Here is a 15,416-nt window from a genome sequence, read left to right on the forward strand (position 1 = left end):
TTCGTGGATATTTTTGAACAGCGCCTCGTTTGAAGCGATTCATTACGCTTCACAAGCGAGAGTTGGATCCAATAGCAATCCTAAAAGGCAGCTAATCGCCACTACGCATTGATGTCACTGTTTTCGTCAAAGACGGGCTCTTTCATTGGCAATGACAGGCCTCTGAAAATGTCACAAATCCGAAAGACATATCCCTACCCACTGTGCGAAATTTCCTAGATCATCCAGCCTGCTTGCGCTTAGTGTCTCCTGGATCTAGCCTGCGTCTCGTCACTGCACATTCAGTGACCGGGCGTGAGAACCCGTTCTTGAGTAGGCGCATCACTCTGCCAGCCATCGTCGATTTTTATTGGCGCATGCTTCATGGCGGCTGTGTGCAGGCAGACCTCGGTCTGGCCGAATGCCTACTGTTCGGTTTCTCACCCTGCACATAGCTGCCACCTTTTGTTGTGTGAGAACAGCGAAAGACGGCTTTCAGTACAGTAGGAGCAAAGCCATGGTCAAACTCACTCCAGATCCGCCCTCCAGTCTTGAAGAAACGCTGATACGCGTATCCGACTTAATGCGTTGCGCTTCGGCCACGGCACATGAGGCAAGTGATCAGCTCAATGGGCAGGGCCGAGATCTCACGCTAACTGTCGTCTATTTACTTGATATGGCGCAGACATTGCTCGAGCCATCGATCGCGGGTATCGGAAGCTGCTCACTGCCTGGGTTGGAAGGGCAAGCTCACAGGCAAATGCCGTAACCGTCAGGTCGTCGGAGCGGTGTTGTAATTAAACATCTTTGCATTCGCACCTGCACGCGGTCCTCGAAAATGCTCAAGCAAACGCCTCGACTTGTCGGGGCGTTTGCTTGTCTGGAATACTGATTTCCACTGAGGACGATGACCAGGAGGTGTGTTGTGGGCGTAAACGGGATTCAGATACGGCGTTTCGTGCCGAGCGACGAGCAAGGTGTATCGGCGATGATTCTGCCAATCCAGCGCGAAGAGTTCGGTATTCCCATCACCGCCGAAGACCAGCCTGACCTGAAAGCGATTCCGGACTTTTACCAGACCGGCACAGGGGATTTCTGGGTTGCGGTACAAGACGATCAGGTCATCGGCAGCATCGGTCTCAGAGACATCGGCGCAGGGCAGGCAGCACTGCGCAAGATGTTTGTCGCCGCCCCGTTTCGCGGCCGGGAATTCTCCGTTGCAACCAGACTGCTCGAGCGCCTGATCGAGGAATCAACTCGCAAGGGCGTCAGCGAAGTTTTCCTGGGCACGACCGACAAATTTCACGCTGCGCATCGCTTCTATGAAAAGCACGGCTTTCGGGAGATCACCAAAGAAGATCTGCCAGCGAGCTTTCCGTTGATCGCGGTGGACAGCAAGTTCTACGTGCTGGGCCTGAAAGAATAATGTAGCGGGCGAGAAGCATCACCAGTGTTTGGGTGCTTCTGCCGGTTTCGTTGTATTCATCCACATAGCGTTTTCCCATCGCTCCATTCCAGGCTCCCTGCTGAATAGCAGTCGTCGGGCGAAGCAGCACGTCGTTCTACTTCACGTCACCGCATAAAACTTGCGCACATACGCAGTGCTGGTCCATTTGCAGGGCGCGCCTTGGGCGACGAATACGGTATCGCCGGTGTTCACGGTCAGGCTCGGGCCGTTTTCCAGGCTCAGCTCGACGCTGCCTTCGATCAGGTTCATCAGTTCATGGATCTTGTGCGGCCGCGAGATGCGCTCGTAGGGTGTCGAGTCCCACACGCCGATACGCAGGGTGCTGGCGGTGTCTTCGAAGAGGTTGTTGCTGCGGCATTGCGGCAGCGCGCTGACCATAATCGCCGGGTCTGGTGGTGAAGACGGCGTGAGCATGGCGAGGCGGTCGAGCGCGGTGATGCCGGGTTTGTCTGGCCCGCTGGCCTGGGTGGACGCGCAGAACGCCCAGAGGCTGTCCGGTTGCGCGTCGATACGTACTTGAGTGCCGCGACCGATAACGGCACTTTCGCCGGTCTTGATGGTGAGGCTCTCGGTACCAGAGGTCAGGGTAATGGACCCGCGATGCATCACCAGCATTTCGGTGTAGGGGTAGGCTGCCACTGACAGCGACGTGCCGAAATGCACGAGGCCGGCCGCAATGCCCTGATCATCGATGAACGCTGTGCGACGCTCATTATCGAACGAGTCATGCGCATCGATGGGGCCAGTGGTGAATTCGGTGTCTACCGGGCTGAGGTCAGCGCGGGCCAATAGCAAAACAGTGGGTTGGGGCATCGGGTAGGGCTCCTGAAGTTGAAGCGTTGATGATCGTTCCCACGCTCCGGACTCAGCGTCATACACAAATCCGCTTTTGCTTCTGGCCGGAGGCCGTAGGAGCGAACTTGTTCGCGAAAGGGCCGGTACGATCGCCTGTCTTCGCGAACAAGTTCGCTCCTACGCCCTGCGGGCAGAAGCCTGAAAGGCACGTATTCGGGGCTCTCCAGGACTTGTGTATAACGATGAGCGCTCTGCGTGGTAATGCATTTCGTGAAGCTCTGCGTCACCTGTTCGAGACCGGACGCAGAGCATTGGCACGATGATGTTCTTCCGGGCACTCAACCGATCGCCTGGGTTATCAACGCAAACTGGCTCACACCTTCGCGGGCTTGCGGAACTGCGCCCATGCTCATGCAGGTCACGCTGTCCACGCGTTTCAGGCCGGCTTCTTCCAGCCAGTTCGCCAGGCCGCAGTCAGCGGGTATGTCGATGCGCACGAAGGCGTAAGGCACTCTGGCCAGCAGGTGTTCGATCATGTGCCGTGCTTGCTCGACCGTCTGGGCAACCACCGGGCCGATGCACAGGCCGCGGCCGAACGGGCGCAGCAGGGCGAAGGCCTGTAGCTGGCCGTCACGGTCGATGCCGACTGCGTGTTCGAGGTTGTTCAGTACATCGCCCAGTGTGACCGAGCGGTCCAGGCCTGAACCGGCATTGCCCAGTTCCAGCACGCGAGCGTGGTCGGCTTCGCTCAGCACGCGGCAGCTTTCTTCTGCTGTTAATAACGTCGCATCCGGCAGTTGCGCCTGCCCTTGGCGCTGCTGAATCTCGCCGAAGCTGACAAAGCCCATTTTCTCGTACAGCGGCGCCCCCGCCAGCGTGGCGTTGAGGATGGCGGTGCGTGGCGGAATGCTGCCGACGGCCAACTCCATCAACTTGCGACCAATGCCTTTGCCTTGATAGTCGTCGCTGACGATCACCAGGCCGATGGTGGAAAACTCGCCCTGATGACAGGCAAAGGCGCTACCGATCAAACGGCCGTTGTGCACCGCGACAAAACCCTGTGCGACGCGTTGCAGCATGGCCCAGTCTTCAAGCCGATGCGGCCACTTCAGGGCGATGGACAGTTCATGCGCGTTGCCGACATCGGCGGCGGTCATGGGGCGAAATTCAAAGTCGAGGCGTTGCTGAGCGAGCATGACGTGTCTCCGTCCATAAGGATGCACAGGCAAATAAAAAGGTGCGGCAGGTGTGTTGTATCCCACCTGTGGCGAGAGGTGACAAGAGGGCGAAACGCATTCGGCAGATTCCACAAACCGCCGTTCGCCAGACCACAGTTACTGCTTAAATCGGCCGAGGGCTCGGCAGCAAATGCTTGTGGTTTTTTATCCGGATCAAGCTCTTTATAGCGTGGCTGGATTTGCCCGCTCCGCAATCGCTAGCGCGGCGCAGTTTCTGCGGTGCAAAGCCCCGTGTTTGAGCCTGAGCGCCCTGAAAAGGGTCAAAAAAGCGCCGAAAACCGGGGTTTGCCCAAGGCTGGAGCGCCCCGCAAAGTCTGCTGAGCGCGCACCTCAAAACGGTGGTTTCTATCAAGCAGCCATCACTTTTAACGCCATATGCTGATTTCACGGTGTTGTAATGAGGGTGTGCTGCAGCGTGCATCACCGCCCTTGAAACGAGGCCGGATTGCTCGTCATGCCATGACCTCAACGAACTTTCAGGACCGCACACAATGAGCTTTCTTCGACCAAAATTCATTACGTTCGACTGCTACGGCACGTTGACCAACTTCCATATGGGCACCATGACGCGCGAGATCTTCGCCGACCGCGTTCCGGCTGAACAGATGGATCAGTTTGTCAGGGACTTCTCAGCGTATCGTCTGGATCAGGTCATGGGTGACTGGATGCCATACGACGAAATCCTGAAAGTGGCACTGGCTCGCACCTGCAAGCGCTGGAATGTTGAATACCGCGAGGAAGGCCAGCTGTATTACGACGCCGTGCCGACCTGGGGTCCGCACGCCGATGTACCGGCCGGTCTGTCGAAAATTGCCGACAAGATCCCGCTGGTGATCTTCTCCAACGCCAGCGACAGCCAGATCATGTCCAACGTCGAAAAGCTCGGCGCGCCATTCCACAAGGTGTTCACCGCTGATCAGGCCAAGGTCTACAAACCACGTCTGGCGGCCTTCGAGTTCATGCTCGACAACCTCGGTTGCGGCCCGGAAGACATCTTGCATGTGTCTTCAAGCTTCCGTTACGACCTGTTCTCCGCGCACGACATGAAAATCAAGAACAAGGCTTTCGTGGCGCGTGGTCATGAACAGCCAGCCAATAGCTTCTACGAGTACCACCAGATCCCGGACATCGGCGGGCTGGCCGGACTGGTCGGTCTTTAAACCGGCAAACCCGAGCAACACCGGCATTTTTCAAGGTGCTCTTCAATGAGTGACAAGGGGAACAGAATGCGCAGTGAGTCTTACTGGCTCGACACAGCTCCGGATTTCACCGGCGCGCAGGATGGCGCAGTGGAGGGGCAAGCTGACGTTGTGGTGGTCGGTGGCGGTTTTACCGGCCTTGCGGCGGCGCGTGCATTGGCCTTGAAAGGTGCCAGCGTGGTGGTTCTGGAGGCGGGCCGGGTGATCGGCGAAGCCTCTGGCCGCAACGGTGGGCAGTGCAACACCGGCGTGGCTCAGGATTACGCGTCATTGAGCGCGACCCTGGGTGCCGATCAGGCCCGCGAGTATTACAAGGCGTATGAAAGTGCCGTTCAGAGCGTTGTCACAGTGGTCGAGCAGGAAAGCATTGCCTGCGACATCAAGCGCAACGGCAAGCTCAAACTGGCCGCCAAACCGGGGCATTACGAAGGACTGGCGCGCACCTGCGAGCTGATTCGTCGTGAGGTCGATGCCGATGTCGAACTGCTGTCGGCTCAGGACGTGCGCAGCGAAATCGATTCAAACGAATTTCACGGCGGCCTGCTGCAGCGCAACGGCGTGCAGATGCACGTGGGGCGTTTTGGTCTGGGGCTGGCCGATGCTGCCGTGCGGCATGGCGCACGGGTGTATCAGGACGCTACGGTCAAGGACTGGAAAGCCAACCGTGGAGGTTTTGTAGTCAACACCTCCAAGGGGTCTGTTCAGGCCGGGCAGGTGTTGTTGGCGACCGGTGCCTGCCAGCACGGCGGGCTGGGCTGGTATCGCCGACGCATCGTGCCGGTCGGCAGTTTCGTGATCGTCACCGAAGTGTTGCCGCAGGCGTTGATCAACCAGCTGTTCCCTCATCAGCGCGCTTACGTGACCAGCCGTCTGATCGGCAACTACTTCCGCCTCACCCCGGACAACCGCCTGCTGTTCGGCGGCCGGGCGCGCTTTGCCATGTCCAACAGCAGCTCCGATGCCAAGAGCGGCAAGGTGCTGCAAGCGGCGATGGTGCAGATGTTTCCGCAACTGGCCCACGTCAAGGTCGACTACTGCTGGGGCGGTCTGGTGGACATGACGTCCGACCGTTTGCCGCGTGCAGGCGAGCACAACGGTGTTTTCTATTCCATGGGCTACAGCGGGCATGGCGTGCAGATGTCGGTGCACATGGGGCAGGTGATGGCCGAGGTCATGGAAGGCAAGGCGCAGGCCAACCCCTGGAAAGACCTGAACTGGCCAGCAATTCCCGGCCACTTCGGCAAGCCCTGGTTTCTGCCCCTGGTAGGCGCTTACTACCGCTATCAGGACAGCCGCCACTGAGTTTTTTCACCGTCGTCGTGTGTGCATGAAGGACGCTCCGGCCAACCGTGAGCAACTCGGAATTTCCCCTTTTCGACAGGTAGAACTGATATGGCTGACAATAAAACCGACTCCCAGTTGATCACAGGCCAAGACAGCCTGCGTGTTTTCGAGGGTCTCAATCGTGGTCTGTCACGTCGCGATGCACTGCGTATGCTGGGTGTCGCAGGTGTGGTTGCCGCCGGCTCCACCAGCCTGTTCGGCGCGGCGGGCAAGGTCTTTGCCGATGACGCCGATACGCCTGTCAAAGGCAAGCCAGGCGGTCGTATCCGTGTGGCGGGCATGTCCAGTTCCACCGCCGACACACTGGACCCGGCCAAAGGCGCACTGTCCACCGACTACGTTCGCCATTTCATGTTCTACAACGGCCTGACCCGTTTCGACAGCCACTTGGTTCCGCACATGGAACTGGCCGAGAAAATCGAGAGCGACAACGCTACCGTCTGGACCGTGACTCTGCGCCAGGGCGTGACCTTCCACAACGGCAAAGCGTTGACCGCAGGCGATGTGGTGTTCTCCCTGTCGCGCCACAAAGACCCGGCCACCGGCTCGAAAGTCCTGCCGCTGATGGCGCAGTTCTCCGAGATCAAGGCCACCGGCCCCATGGAAGTGCGGATCACCCTCAGCTCGCCGAACGCCGAGTTGCCGTCGATCCTCGCGGTTTCGCACCTGCTGATCGTGCCCGAAGGCACCACCGACTTCAGCAAAGGCATCGGCACCGGCCCGTTCACCGTCAAGGAATTCAACCCTGGCGTGCGTTCGGTCAGTGCGCGTAACCCCAACTACTGGAAGCCGGGCCTGCCATATCTGGACGAAATCGAATTCATCGCCATTTCCGATGAGCCATCGCGGGTCAACGCGCTGCTCTCCGGCGACGTGCACATGATCAACGAGGTCAACCCGCGTTCCACCACGCGCATTGCCGCCAGCGCCAGGCACCGCGTGGTGGATGCGCCGTCCGGCAACTACACCGACCTGATCATTCGTCAGGATCAAATGCCCGGCAAGAGCCCGGAATTCACCGAGGCCATGAAGCACCTGCTGGACCGCGAACAGGTCAAATCGGCTGTATTCCGTGGCTATGCCCGCGTGGGTAACGACCACCCGATTGCGCCTGGTTCGCGTTACTTCAACGCCGACTTGCCACAACGCGACTACGATCCTGAAAAGGCCAGGTTCCTGCTCAAAAAAGCGGGCATGGAAAAGATCACCATGGCCGTGGCGGCATCGCCTGCCGCGACCGGTTCGGTGGACATCGCCGTGCTGCTGCAACAGTCTGCCAAGCAGGCCGGCCTGACCCTCAACGTCAACCGCCTGCCGAGCGATGGCTACTGGTCTAACCACTGGATGAAGCACCCGCTGAGCTTCGGCAACATCAACCCGCGCCCGAACGCCGACGTGATCTTCTCGCAGTTCTTCCAGTCCTCCGCACCGTGGAACGAATCTGGCTGGAAAAACGATCAGTTCGACCAGTTGCTGCTGCTGGCCCGTGGCGAAACCGACGACGCCAAGCGCGCCAAAATGTACGGCGACATGCAGACTCTGGTCAGCCAGAACTGCGGCATCGGCATCCCAGTGTTCATCAGCAACATCGACGGCGTGGACAAGCGTATCCAGGGCTATTCCAGCAACCCGCTGGGCGGCTTCATGGGCTACATGTTCAGCGAGCAGGTCTGGCTGGACGCGTAAATGCAACGCTGAACCGAGCGGGAGGATGCAGATGAATAGCAACACACTCTGGTTGATCGTACAGCGCCTGGGCGCGGCGATCGTGACGTTGTTGATCGTTTCCATTGTGGTATTCGCCATTACGGCGGTACTGCCTGGTGACGCGGCACAACAGGCTCTTGGGCAATTCGCGACCCCTGAACAGGTCGCGGCATTGCGTATAAAACTGGGCCTGGACCAACCCGGTGTGGTGCGCTATCTGCATTGGCTGACGAACCTGCTCGGTGGCAACTTCGGCGAATCGGTGTCCAATGCGATGCCGGTTTCCGAGCTGATTGCCGGACGTTTTCCGAAAACCCTGATGCTGGCCGCGACCACCGCGCTGGTCTCGGTACCGGTCGCCCTGACACTGGGTATCGGCGCGGCGATGGGTCGTGGTGGTCGTCTCGATGGCGCGCTGAACTTCATCACGCTGTCGCTGGTGGCCGTTCCCGAATTTCTCGTGGCGACGCTGGCCGTGCTGATATTTGCCGTCAACCTGGGCTGGCTGTCGGCGTTGTCCTACGGCTCTGATGTCACCTCGCCGTGGCAGTTCATGCGCACCTACGCGTTGCCGGTGATGACCCTGTGCTGCGTGATCGTGGCGCAGATGGCGCGCATGACCCGCGCCGCAGTCATCGACCAACTGGACAGCCCATATGTGGAAATGGCCCGCCTCAAAGGCGTCAGCCCGGTGCGCATCGTGTTGCGTCACGCCTTGCCCAACGCCATCGGGCCGATCGTCAACGCCGTGGCGCTGAGCCTTTCGTACCTGCTGGGCGGTGTGGTCATCGTTGAAACCATCTTCAACTATCCCGGCATCGCCAGTCTGATGGTTGACGCGGTCACCAACCGCGACATGGCGCTGGTGCAGGGCTGCACCATGCTGTTCTGCGCTGCTTATCTTGGGTTGGTGCTGATGGCCGACCTGTGTGCAATTCTTTCCAATCCGAGGCTGAGAACCCAATGACTCAATTCATTGCGAAATCGACGCCTGCCGCGCCGGAACCGGTGCTGCGCAAAAAAGCGTCCCGCCCGACTTCCTGGCTGGGCCTGCTGGGCGCAACGGTGTGCTTTCTCTGGCTGATGGTCGCGTTGTTCGGCCCTTGGCTTGCGCCGCACCCGGTTGGCGAAGTGGTGTCCGACAACATGTTTGAAAACATGAGCGCGGTCTACCCGTTCGGCACCGATTACCTGGGCCGCGACATGCTCAGCCGCGTGCTGGTCGGCGCAAAATTTACGGTGGGCCTGGCGCTGATCTCGGCGGTACTGGCCAGCGGCATCGGCACCCTGTGTGCGCTGCTGTCGGTGGTTGCGCCCAAATGGCTGGACGAAATCATCAGCCGCCTGATGGACGCCTTTATCTCGATCCCGAGCAAGATGCTGGCGCTGATCATGGTGTCGGCGTTCGGTTCGTCCGAAGTGCTGCTGATCTGTACGGCGGTGCTGAGCTACTCGCCGGGGGCGTTTCGTATCGCGCGCAGCCTGGCGGTGAACATCGAGGCGCTGGAATACGTGCAAGTGGCGCGTACCCGTGGTGAAGGCCGCGTGTACATCGCCTGCCGGGAGATTCTGCCGAACATGCTCAACCCGGTTCTGACCGACCTGGGCCTGCGTTTTGGTTTTATCGTGTTGCTGCTCAGCGGCATGAGTTTTCTCGGGCTCGGTGTGCAACCACCCGATGCCGACCTCGGTTCGCTGGTGCGCGAAAACATCGGCGGGCTCAGCCAGGGCGCGCCAGCCATCGTGATTCCGGCGCTGGCGATCGGCACGCTGACCATCGGCGTCAACCTGTTCATCGACCGGCTGGCCTCACGGCGCGGTCGTCGTTCGGGAGGGCATTGAAATGAGCCAGTTGATTCGCGTACAAGACCTGCGCGTGGTTGCCGAGGGCGATCACGGTGAACTGGAAATCGTCAAAGGCGTCAGCTTCGCACTGGAAAAAGGTGAAGTGCTGGCGTTGATCGGCGAGTCCGGCTCGGGCAAGACGACTATTGCGCTGGCACTGCTGGGTTATGCCCGGCGCGGCTGCAAACTGGCAGGCGGCGTGGTTCAGGTCGGCGAGCATGACATGCTCAGCCTGCCCGAAAGCCAGTTGCAGTGCCTGCGTGGCAATCGCGTTTCGTACGTCGCGCAAAGTGCCGCCGCGGCGTTCAACCCGGCGAAAAAGCTCATCGATCAAGTGATCGAGGGCGCGCTGATTCACGGTCTGGGCAGTCGTGCAGACTTGCAGGCCAAAGCCATCGAGCTGTTCCGCGATCTGGCCTTGCCCAACCCGGAAACCATTGGCCAGCGTTATCCGCACCAGGTGTCGGGCGGGCAGTTGCAACGGGTGATGGCGGCGATGGCGCTGATCAGCGACCCGTTGCTGGTGATCCTCGACGAACCGACCACCGCACTGGACGTCACCACGCAGATCGACGTGCTGCGCGCCTTCAAGCGTGTAGTGCGCGAGCGCGGCGCGACGGCGGTCTATGTCTCCCACGACCTTGCGGTGGTGGCGCAGATGGCTGATCAGATCGTGGTGCTCAACGGCGGGCGGATCATCGAACGGAGCAGTACGGCGGCGTTGCTCAAAGGCCCGGAAGACCCGTACACCCGCAGCCTGCTGGCAGCGGCGCGGCCGGATAAAGTGCTGAAACCGGCCAGCGAGGTGGTCAAGGACAGCACCCTTTTGACCATCAAAGGGCTGACCGCCGGCTACGGCAAAAAGAACCTGCAAGGCATGCCGATGATTCACGTGCTGGAAGACATCGACCTGACCATCCGCCGTGGCCAGGCCATCGGCGTGATTGGCGAGTCGGGCTCGGGAAAATCGACCCTGGCCCGTGTGGTAGCCGGTCTGCTGGACCCGGCCCACGGCAGCCTGACGTTTGACGGCGCTGAACTGTCTGGCACCTTGGCGGGGCGCACCGAAGAGCAGTTCCGGCGCATCCAGATGGTGTTTCAGAACGCCGACACCGCGCTCAACCCGATGCACAGCGTCGGTGCAATTCTCGCCCGGCCGCTGAAAATGTATTTCGGTCTCAAGGGCAAGGCGTTGCGCGAGCGTATCGACGAGTTGATGGACCTGGTGCGTCTGCCACGCGAGCTGGCCGAGCGGCGCCCCAACGAACTGTCGGGTGGGCAGAAGCAACGCGTTAACCTGGCCCGTGCGCTGGCCGCCAAACCAGACCTTATTCTCTGCGATGAAGTCACCTCGGCGCTGGATACCGTGGTCGGTGCCTGCATCCTCGAACTGCTCGGCGAACTGCGCCGCAAGCTGGGTGTTTCCTACCTGTTCATCAGCCATGACATTTCCACCGTCCGCGCGCTGTGCGACGACATTGTGGTGATGTACAGCGGCCACAAGGTCGAAGAGGGCAGCCGTGAAGCCTTCAGCCACGTACCGTTCCATCCGTATACCGACCTGTTGGTGCACTCGGTGCCGGAACTGCGTCAGGGCTGGCTGGAAAGCTGCGGCGTGACCAGTGGCAAACTGCCGCCGATCAGCGCCCCGGTCAACAATCGGGAGCTGTGCACTTTTCTCAATCGCTGCCCGGCGCGGATCGAAGGCCTGTGCAACAAGACCGCGCCTGGCCGTCGTCGCATCGCAGGCGGCAGCGAAATTCTTTGCCATCGCGACAGCGACGAACTGCAAGCCGTACAAGAAAACCTTAATCCTGTGACCGTGGGAGCCTACGCATGAGTGGCCGTTTTGTAAGACTGGGCGAGCGCGATCGCCCGGTTGTCAGCCTGCTGGTCGATGGTGCGCCCATCGAAGCGTTGCAGGGCGACACCCTGATGGTCGCGTTGCTGACCCGCAAAGCCACGCTGCGCCAGTCCGAGTTTGACTCGGGGCGGCGTGCCGGGTTTTGCCTGATGGGCGCCTGCCAGGATTGCTGGGTCTGGACCCGCAGTGGCGAGCGCCTGCGCGCCTGCTCCAACGAAGTTCGCGATGGACTCGACATCGTCACCACCCAGCCGGAGGCGAAATGGCCACTTCTTCACGGTTAGACGTTCATAACCCTGGCAGCCCCAGAGTCGTCATCATTGGCGCGGGCCCGGCCGGCACCCGCTGTGCGCAAACCCTGCTGGCGGCGGGCATCAAGCCGATCCTGATCGACGAAAACCGGCGTGACGGCGGGCAGATCTATCGCCGCCAGCCCGAAGGCTTCAAGCGTGATTACTCGGCGCTGTACGGCACTGAAGCGGCCAAGGCGCGCGACCTGCACGAGAGCTTCGACCGCCTGCGCAAACAGATCGACTATCGCCCTGACACGCTGGCCTGGAACCTCACGCAGGGCGAACTGTGCTGCGCCAGCCAGGGCGTGCACAGCGTGGTCGAATACGACGCGCTGATACTCTGCGCCGGTGCCACCGACCGTCTGATGCCGATCAAAGGCTGGCAACTGGCGGGCACCTACAGCCTTGGCGGCTCGCAGATTGCCCTCAAGTCGCAGTCGGTTTCCATCGGCAGCCGCGTGGTGTTCATGGGCAGCGGGCCGCTGCTGTATCTGGTTGCCAGCCAGTACGTCAAAGCCGGTGCCGAGGTGGCCGCCGTGCTCGACACCTCTCCGTTCAGCAAGCGCATCGGCGCGGTGCCCAAGTTGCTGGCGCGCCCCGGTTTGTTGTTCAACGGCATGAAACTGCTGGCGCAGTTGTACAGCGCCAACGTGCCGGTGCATCTGGGCGTGCAGCCTGAAGAGATCATGGGCAGCGAGCAGGACGGCGTGACCGGCGTGCGGGTAAAGCTTGCCAGCGGCAACGTACTGACCGTCGATTGCGATGCATTGGCGCTGGGCTACCACCTGCGCCCGGAAACCCAGCTCGCTGATCTGGCCGGGTGCCAGTTGCGCTTCGATGACGCCTCCGGGCAATGGGTGCTGGCCGTCGATGAAGAAGGCCGCACCTCGGTCAAAGGCGTGTATGCCGCTGGCGACGGCGCGAAGATTCGCGGTGCCGATGCGGCCGAGCAGGCCGGTCGGCTGGCGGCGATGGCGTTGCTGGAAGACCTCGGCCGGCCTGTGGATAAGTCGCACAGGGAAGCCGTGCGCAAGAACCTGGTGGTTATGGACCGCTTCCGCGTGGGGCTGGCCGAAGCCTTCCCGTGGCCTGCTGCTCAGGCGGCGGCGCTGCCTGATGAGGCGATTGTCTGCCGGTGCGAGATGATCAGCGCAGGCGAATTGCGTGGCGTGGTGCGTGAAAAGGGCGCGTGCGAAGTCAACCGCGCCAAGGCGTTCAGCCGTGTCGGCATGGGCCGCTGTCAGGGCCGCTATTGCTCGCAGGCCGGGGCCGAGGTGATCGCCGCCGAAGCCGGTGTGCCGGTCGAGCAGGTGGGTCGGCAGCGCGGTCAGGCACCGGTCAAACCGTTGTCGATGCTGATAGACGAGGTGGTGTCATGAAACAACCGAAAGTCGATGTGCTGATTGTCGGTGGCGGCTTCATGGGCTCGGCGTCGGCGTTTTTCCTGCGCCAGCGCGGCAAGTCGGTGACCCTGCTGGAGCGTGACGTGGTCGGCCAATATGCCAGCGGCGTGAATTTTGGCAACGTGCGGCGTCAGGGTCGTCATCTGGGCCAGCTGGAGCTGTCCAACCGTTCCCGTGCACTCTGGCAGCGGCTGCCGGAACTGATCGGCGAGGACCTGGAATTTCTGCCCAGCGGGCACATGCGCGTCTGCTACCGCGAGGACGAAATTGCCGAGCTGGAAGCTTATGCCGCTGCGCCAGAAGCGCGTGAGCTGGACCTGAAAATCTATCGCGGCAAAGCGCTGCACGAGCGTTTTCCGTTTCTCGGGTCTGACGTGAAGGGCGGTTCCTACGCGCCGCACGATGGCCACGCCAACCCGCGTCTGGCCGCGCCCGCTTTTGCGCGCGCAGCGATTCGTGCCGGGGCGCGGATCGAAGAGCGTACTGAAGTGGCGCATGTCGAAAAGGTCGGTAACGAATTTGAAGTCACCACCAGTGACGGGCGTATTTTCACAGCTGATCAATTGTTGATCACCGCTGGCGCGTGGGGGCAGAAGCTCTCTGCGCAGTTTGGCGAACCCGTGCCGCTGGAGACCAATGGCCCGCAGATGGCCGTGACCGAACCGGTGCCTTATGCGCTGCCGACCGTCATCGGCGTGTTCACCAAAATCCCCCATGAAGTGATTTATTTCCGGCAGATCGAGCGCGGCAACATTGTCATTGGCGGTGGCTTTCGCAGCAAGCCGGACATGGTCAATCGTCGCGCCTATGTCGAGCCGCGCAGCATCGTCAATCAGGTCCAGCAGATGCGTCGTCTGCTGCCCGGTGTCGGCAACCTGAACATCATCCGCGTGTGGAGCGGCATCGAAGGCTACACACCCGATTCACTGCCGGTGATGGGCCGCAGCGGCAAGGTCGACGGGCTGTTTTATGCGTTCGCGTTCTGCGGGCACGGCTTCCAGCTTGGTCCGGGCGTGGGCGACGTGATGGCTGAACTGATCAGCACCGGCACGACCAGCACCTCGATCAGCCCGTTCGACATTCGCCGTTTTGAAATCGTCACCGAACACGCGAGCAAAGCCTCATGAGCCCCCGTGCACTGGAAATCCTCAAGCGCCTGATCGCCTTCGACACCGTGTCGTCGGAGCCTAACATGGCGTTGATCGAATACGTCCGCGAGCTGCTGGCCAGCAAAGGCATCGAGTCGCTGATCGTCAAGGACGAGACCGGCAAAAAGGCCAACCTGTTTGCCAGCACCGGCCCGCGAGATGTGCCGGGCGTGCTGCTTTCCGGCCACACCGACGTGGTGCCGGCTGCCGGTCAGGCATGGACGATGCCGCCGTTTCAGGCAACCCTGCGCGACGGCCGTATCTATGGCCGTGGCACCTGCGACATGAAGGGTTTTATTGCGCTGGCCATCGACGCCATGCTCAATGCGGCAGACATGGCCCTGCTGCGTCCGCTGCAACTGGCCTTGTCTCACGATGAAGAAATCGGCTGCGTCGGCGTGCGGCGTCTGCTGGATGTATTGCACCTTGCGCCGGTGCGTCCATTCTTGTGCGTGGTCGGCGAACCCACGCTGATGCAGTTTGCCGTCGGGCACAAAGGCAAGGCGTCGTATCGCACCTTCTGCCGAGGCCAGGAAGCGCATTCTTCGCTGGCCCCCCGGGCGGTCAACGCGATTCACCTGGCCAGCGATTTCATCGCCGAACTGCGCAACAGCCAGAAACGAATCGAGCAGCAAGGCAGCCGCGACGAGGGTTATGACATTCCTTACAGCACCGTGCACATCGGTCGTATCGATGGCGGCAAGGCGCTGAACATTGTGCCCAACCTGTGCACCATGGAATTCGAGTACCGCAACCTGCCGGGGGACAATCCCGAGGTGCTGCTGGAGCAACTGCGCGAGCGTGCCGACGTGCTGGTACGCGAAGCGAAACAATTGTCGGGCGTGGCCGCTATCGAGATCGAAGTGATGAACGAATACCCCGCGCTGGAGACGCATCCAAGCGTTGAGGCGGTGCGCATGCTGCACGCATTTGCCGAGCCGGGTACTCAGCACATCAAGGTGTCCTACGGCACCGAAGGCGGGCTGTTCGCCGGGCGGCTCAACGTGCCGGTGGTGGTGTGCGGGCCAGGTTCCATCGAGCAGGCGCACAAGCCGGATGAATTTATCGACGAGAGCCAGATGGACGCGGGCGAGCGCTTTCTGCACAGCCTGCTCGGCTCGCTGAAGCAGTAG

Annotated in this window: 14 protein-coding genes; 12 read left to right on the forward strand and 2 right to left on the reverse strand. The window is 61.0% G+C overall.

The genetic code is table 11. The features are described 5' to 3' along the window. Positions 1-496: 496 nt before the first annotated feature. Together QRN38_RS11265 and QRN38_RS11270 are read left to right on the forward strand one after the other, a co-directional pair. Complete coding sequence (locus tag QRN38_RS11265; protein WP_003425807.1) at positions 497-748, forward strand: DUF6124 family protein; 252 nt, start codon at positions 497-499, stop codon at positions 746-748. Positions 749-904: 156 nt separating this feature from the next. Continuing rightward, on the forward strand, positions 905-1,405 hold the full coding sequence (locus QRN38_RS11270; protein ID WP_024693021.1) for a GNAT family N-acetyltransferase: 501 nt from the start codon (positions 905-907) through the stop codon (positions 1,403-1,405). Between the two features lie 141 nt (positions 1,406-1,546). Here the strand turns inward: QRN38_RS11270 and QRN38_RS11275 are convergent, their stop codons facing one another. Together QRN38_RS11275 and QRN38_RS11280 are read right to left on the reverse strand one after the other, a co-directional pair. Continuing rightward, positions 1,547-2,260 (reverse strand): cupin domain-containing protein, encoded by a 714-nt coding sequence (locus tag QRN38_RS11275; RefSeq protein WP_057419362.1) that lies wholly within the window; start codon positions 2,258-2,260, stop codon positions 1,547-1,549. A gap of 320 nt (positions 2,261-2,580) precedes the next feature. Continuing rightward, positions 2,581-3,438: a GNAT family N-acetyltransferase gene (locus QRN38_RS11280; RefSeq protein ID WP_057418400.1), complete on the reverse strand. Its 858-nt coding sequence runs from the start codon at positions 3,436-3,438 to the stop codon at positions 2,581-2,583. A gap of 533 nt (positions 3,439-3,971) precedes the next feature. On the opposite strand from QRN38_RS11280, the gene QRN38_RS11285 reads away from it, so the two are divergent. From QRN38_RS11285 to argE, 10 genes are all read left to right on the forward strand, one after another. After that, on the forward strand, positions 3,972-4,640 hold the full coding sequence (locus tag QRN38_RS11285) for a haloacid dehalogenase type II (protein ID WP_005771069.1): 669 nt from the start codon (positions 3,972-3,974) through the stop codon (positions 4,638-4,640). Between the two features lie 66 nt (positions 4,641-4,706). Then, positions 4,707-5,981: an NAD(P)/FAD-dependent oxidoreductase gene (locus tag QRN38_RS11290; protein WP_005771071.1), complete on the forward strand. Its 1,275-nt coding sequence runs from the start codon at positions 4,707-4,709 to the stop codon at positions 5,979-5,981. A gap of 90 nt (positions 5,982-6,071) precedes the next feature. Then, positions 6,072-7,709 carry an ABC transporter substrate-binding protein gene (locus tag QRN38_RS11295; protein WP_057418401.1) on the forward strand — a complete coding sequence of 546 codons (1,638 nt, stop codon included), beginning with the start codon at positions 6,072-6,074 and terminating at the stop codon, positions 7,707-7,709. A 31-nt stretch (positions 7,710-7,740) separates the two neighbouring features. After that, on the forward strand, positions 7,741-8,697 hold the full coding sequence (locus QRN38_RS11300; RefSeq protein WP_005771075.1) for an ABC transporter permease: 957 nt from the start codon (positions 7,741-7,743) through the stop codon (positions 8,695-8,697). Continuing rightward, complete coding sequence (locus QRN38_RS11305) at positions 8,694-9,572, forward strand: ABC transporter permease (protein WP_005771077.1); 879 nt, start codon at positions 8,694-8,696, stop codon at positions 9,570-9,572. The genes QRN38_RS11300 and QRN38_RS11305 overlap by 4 nt, the downstream gene beginning before the upstream one ends. A gap of 1 nt (position 9,573) precedes the next feature. Then, positions 9,574-11,415, forward strand: a complete 1,842-nt coding sequence (locus QRN38_RS11310) for an ABC transporter ATP-binding protein (protein WP_057418402.1) — start codon at positions 9,574-9,576, stop codon at positions 11,413-11,415. Further along, positions 11,412-11,723, forward strand: coding sequence for a (2Fe-2S)-binding protein (locus tag QRN38_RS11315; protein WP_003382315.1), 312 nt, complete (start codon positions 11,412-11,414; stop codon positions 11,721-11,723). The genes QRN38_RS11310 and QRN38_RS11315 overlap by 4 nt, the downstream gene beginning before the upstream one ends. After that, a complete protein-coding gene (locus tag QRN38_RS11320) occupies positions 11,702-13,111 on the forward strand; it encodes an FAD/NAD(P)-dependent oxidoreductase (RefSeq protein ID WP_024666699.1) in 1,410 nt (469 codons plus the stop codon). The genes QRN38_RS11315 and QRN38_RS11320 overlap by 22 nt, the downstream gene beginning before the upstream one ends. Next, positions 13,108-14,262 (forward strand): NAD(P)/FAD-dependent oxidoreductase, encoded by a 1,155-nt coding sequence (locus QRN38_RS11325; protein WP_057418403.1) that lies wholly within the window; start codon positions 13,108-13,110, stop codon positions 14,260-14,262. Before QRN38_RS11320 ends, QRN38_RS11325 begins: the two co-directional genes overlap by 4 nt. Then, positions 14,259-15,416 (forward strand): acetylornithine deacetylase, encoded by a 1,158-nt coding sequence (argE, locus tag QRN38_RS11330; protein WP_024666697.1) that lies wholly within the window; start codon positions 14,259-14,261, stop codon positions 15,414-15,416. The genes QRN38_RS11325 and argE overlap by 4 nt, the downstream gene beginning before the upstream one ends.

This window comes from Pseudomonas sp. CFBP2511, assembly GCF_030209255.1.
GTDB classification, from domain to species: Bacteria; Pseudomonadota; Gammaproteobacteria; order Pseudomonadales; family Pseudomonadaceae; genus Aquipseudomonas; species Aquipseudomonas avellanae.

Excerpts from the sequence above, each read along its gene's own strand:
- QRN38_RS11320 (WP_024666699.1), top strand. The coding sequence starts at position 11,702 with ATGGCCACTTCTTCACGGTTAGACGTTCATAACCCTGGCAGCCCCAGA.
- QRN38_RS11300 (WP_005771075.1), top strand. The coding sequence starts at position 7,741 with ATGAATAGCAACACACTCTGGTTGATCGTACAGCGCCTGGGCGCGGCG.
- QRN38_RS11285 (WP_005771069.1), top strand. The coding sequence starts at position 3,972 with ATGAGCTTTCTTCGACCAAAATTCATTACGTTCGACTGCTACGGCACG.
- QRN38_RS11275 (WP_057419362.1), bottom strand. The coding sequence starts at position 2,260 with ATGCCCCAACCCACTGTTTTGCTATTGGCCCGCGCTGACCTCAGCCCG.
- argE (WP_024666697.1), top strand. The coding sequence starts at position 14,259 with ATGAGCCCCCGTGCACTGGAAATCCTCAAGCGCCTGATCGCCTTCGAC.
- QRN38_RS11310 (WP_057418402.1), top strand. The coding sequence starts at position 9,574 with ATGAGCCAGTTGATTCGCGTACAAGACCTGCGCGTGGTTGCCGAGGGC.
- QRN38_RS11305 (WP_005771077.1), top strand. The coding sequence starts at position 8,694 with ATGACTCAATTCATTGCGAAATCGACGCCTGCCGCGCCGGAACCGGTG.
- QRN38_RS11295 (WP_057418401.1), top strand. The coding sequence starts at position 6,072 with ATGGCTGACAATAAAACCGACTCCCAGTTGATCACAGGCCAAGACAGC.
- QRN38_RS11325 (WP_057418403.1), top strand. The coding sequence starts at position 13,108 with ATGAAACAACCGAAAGTCGATGTGCTGATTGTCGGTGGCGGCTTCATG.
- QRN38_RS11265 (WP_003425807.1), top strand. The coding sequence starts at position 497 with ATGGTCAAACTCACTCCAGATCCGCCCTCCAGTCTTGAAGAAACGCTG.
- QRN38_RS11280 (WP_057418400.1), bottom strand. The coding sequence starts at position 3,438 with ATGCTCGCTCAGCAACGCCTCGACTTTGAATTTCGCCCCATGACCGCC.
- QRN38_RS11290 (WP_005771071.1), top strand. The coding sequence starts at position 4,707 with ATGCGCAGTGAGTCTTACTGGCTCGACACAGCTCCGGATTTCACCGGC.
- QRN38_RS11315 (WP_003382315.1), top strand. The coding sequence starts at position 11,412 with ATGAGTGGCCGTTTTGTAAGACTGGGCGAGCGCGATCGCCCGGTTGTC.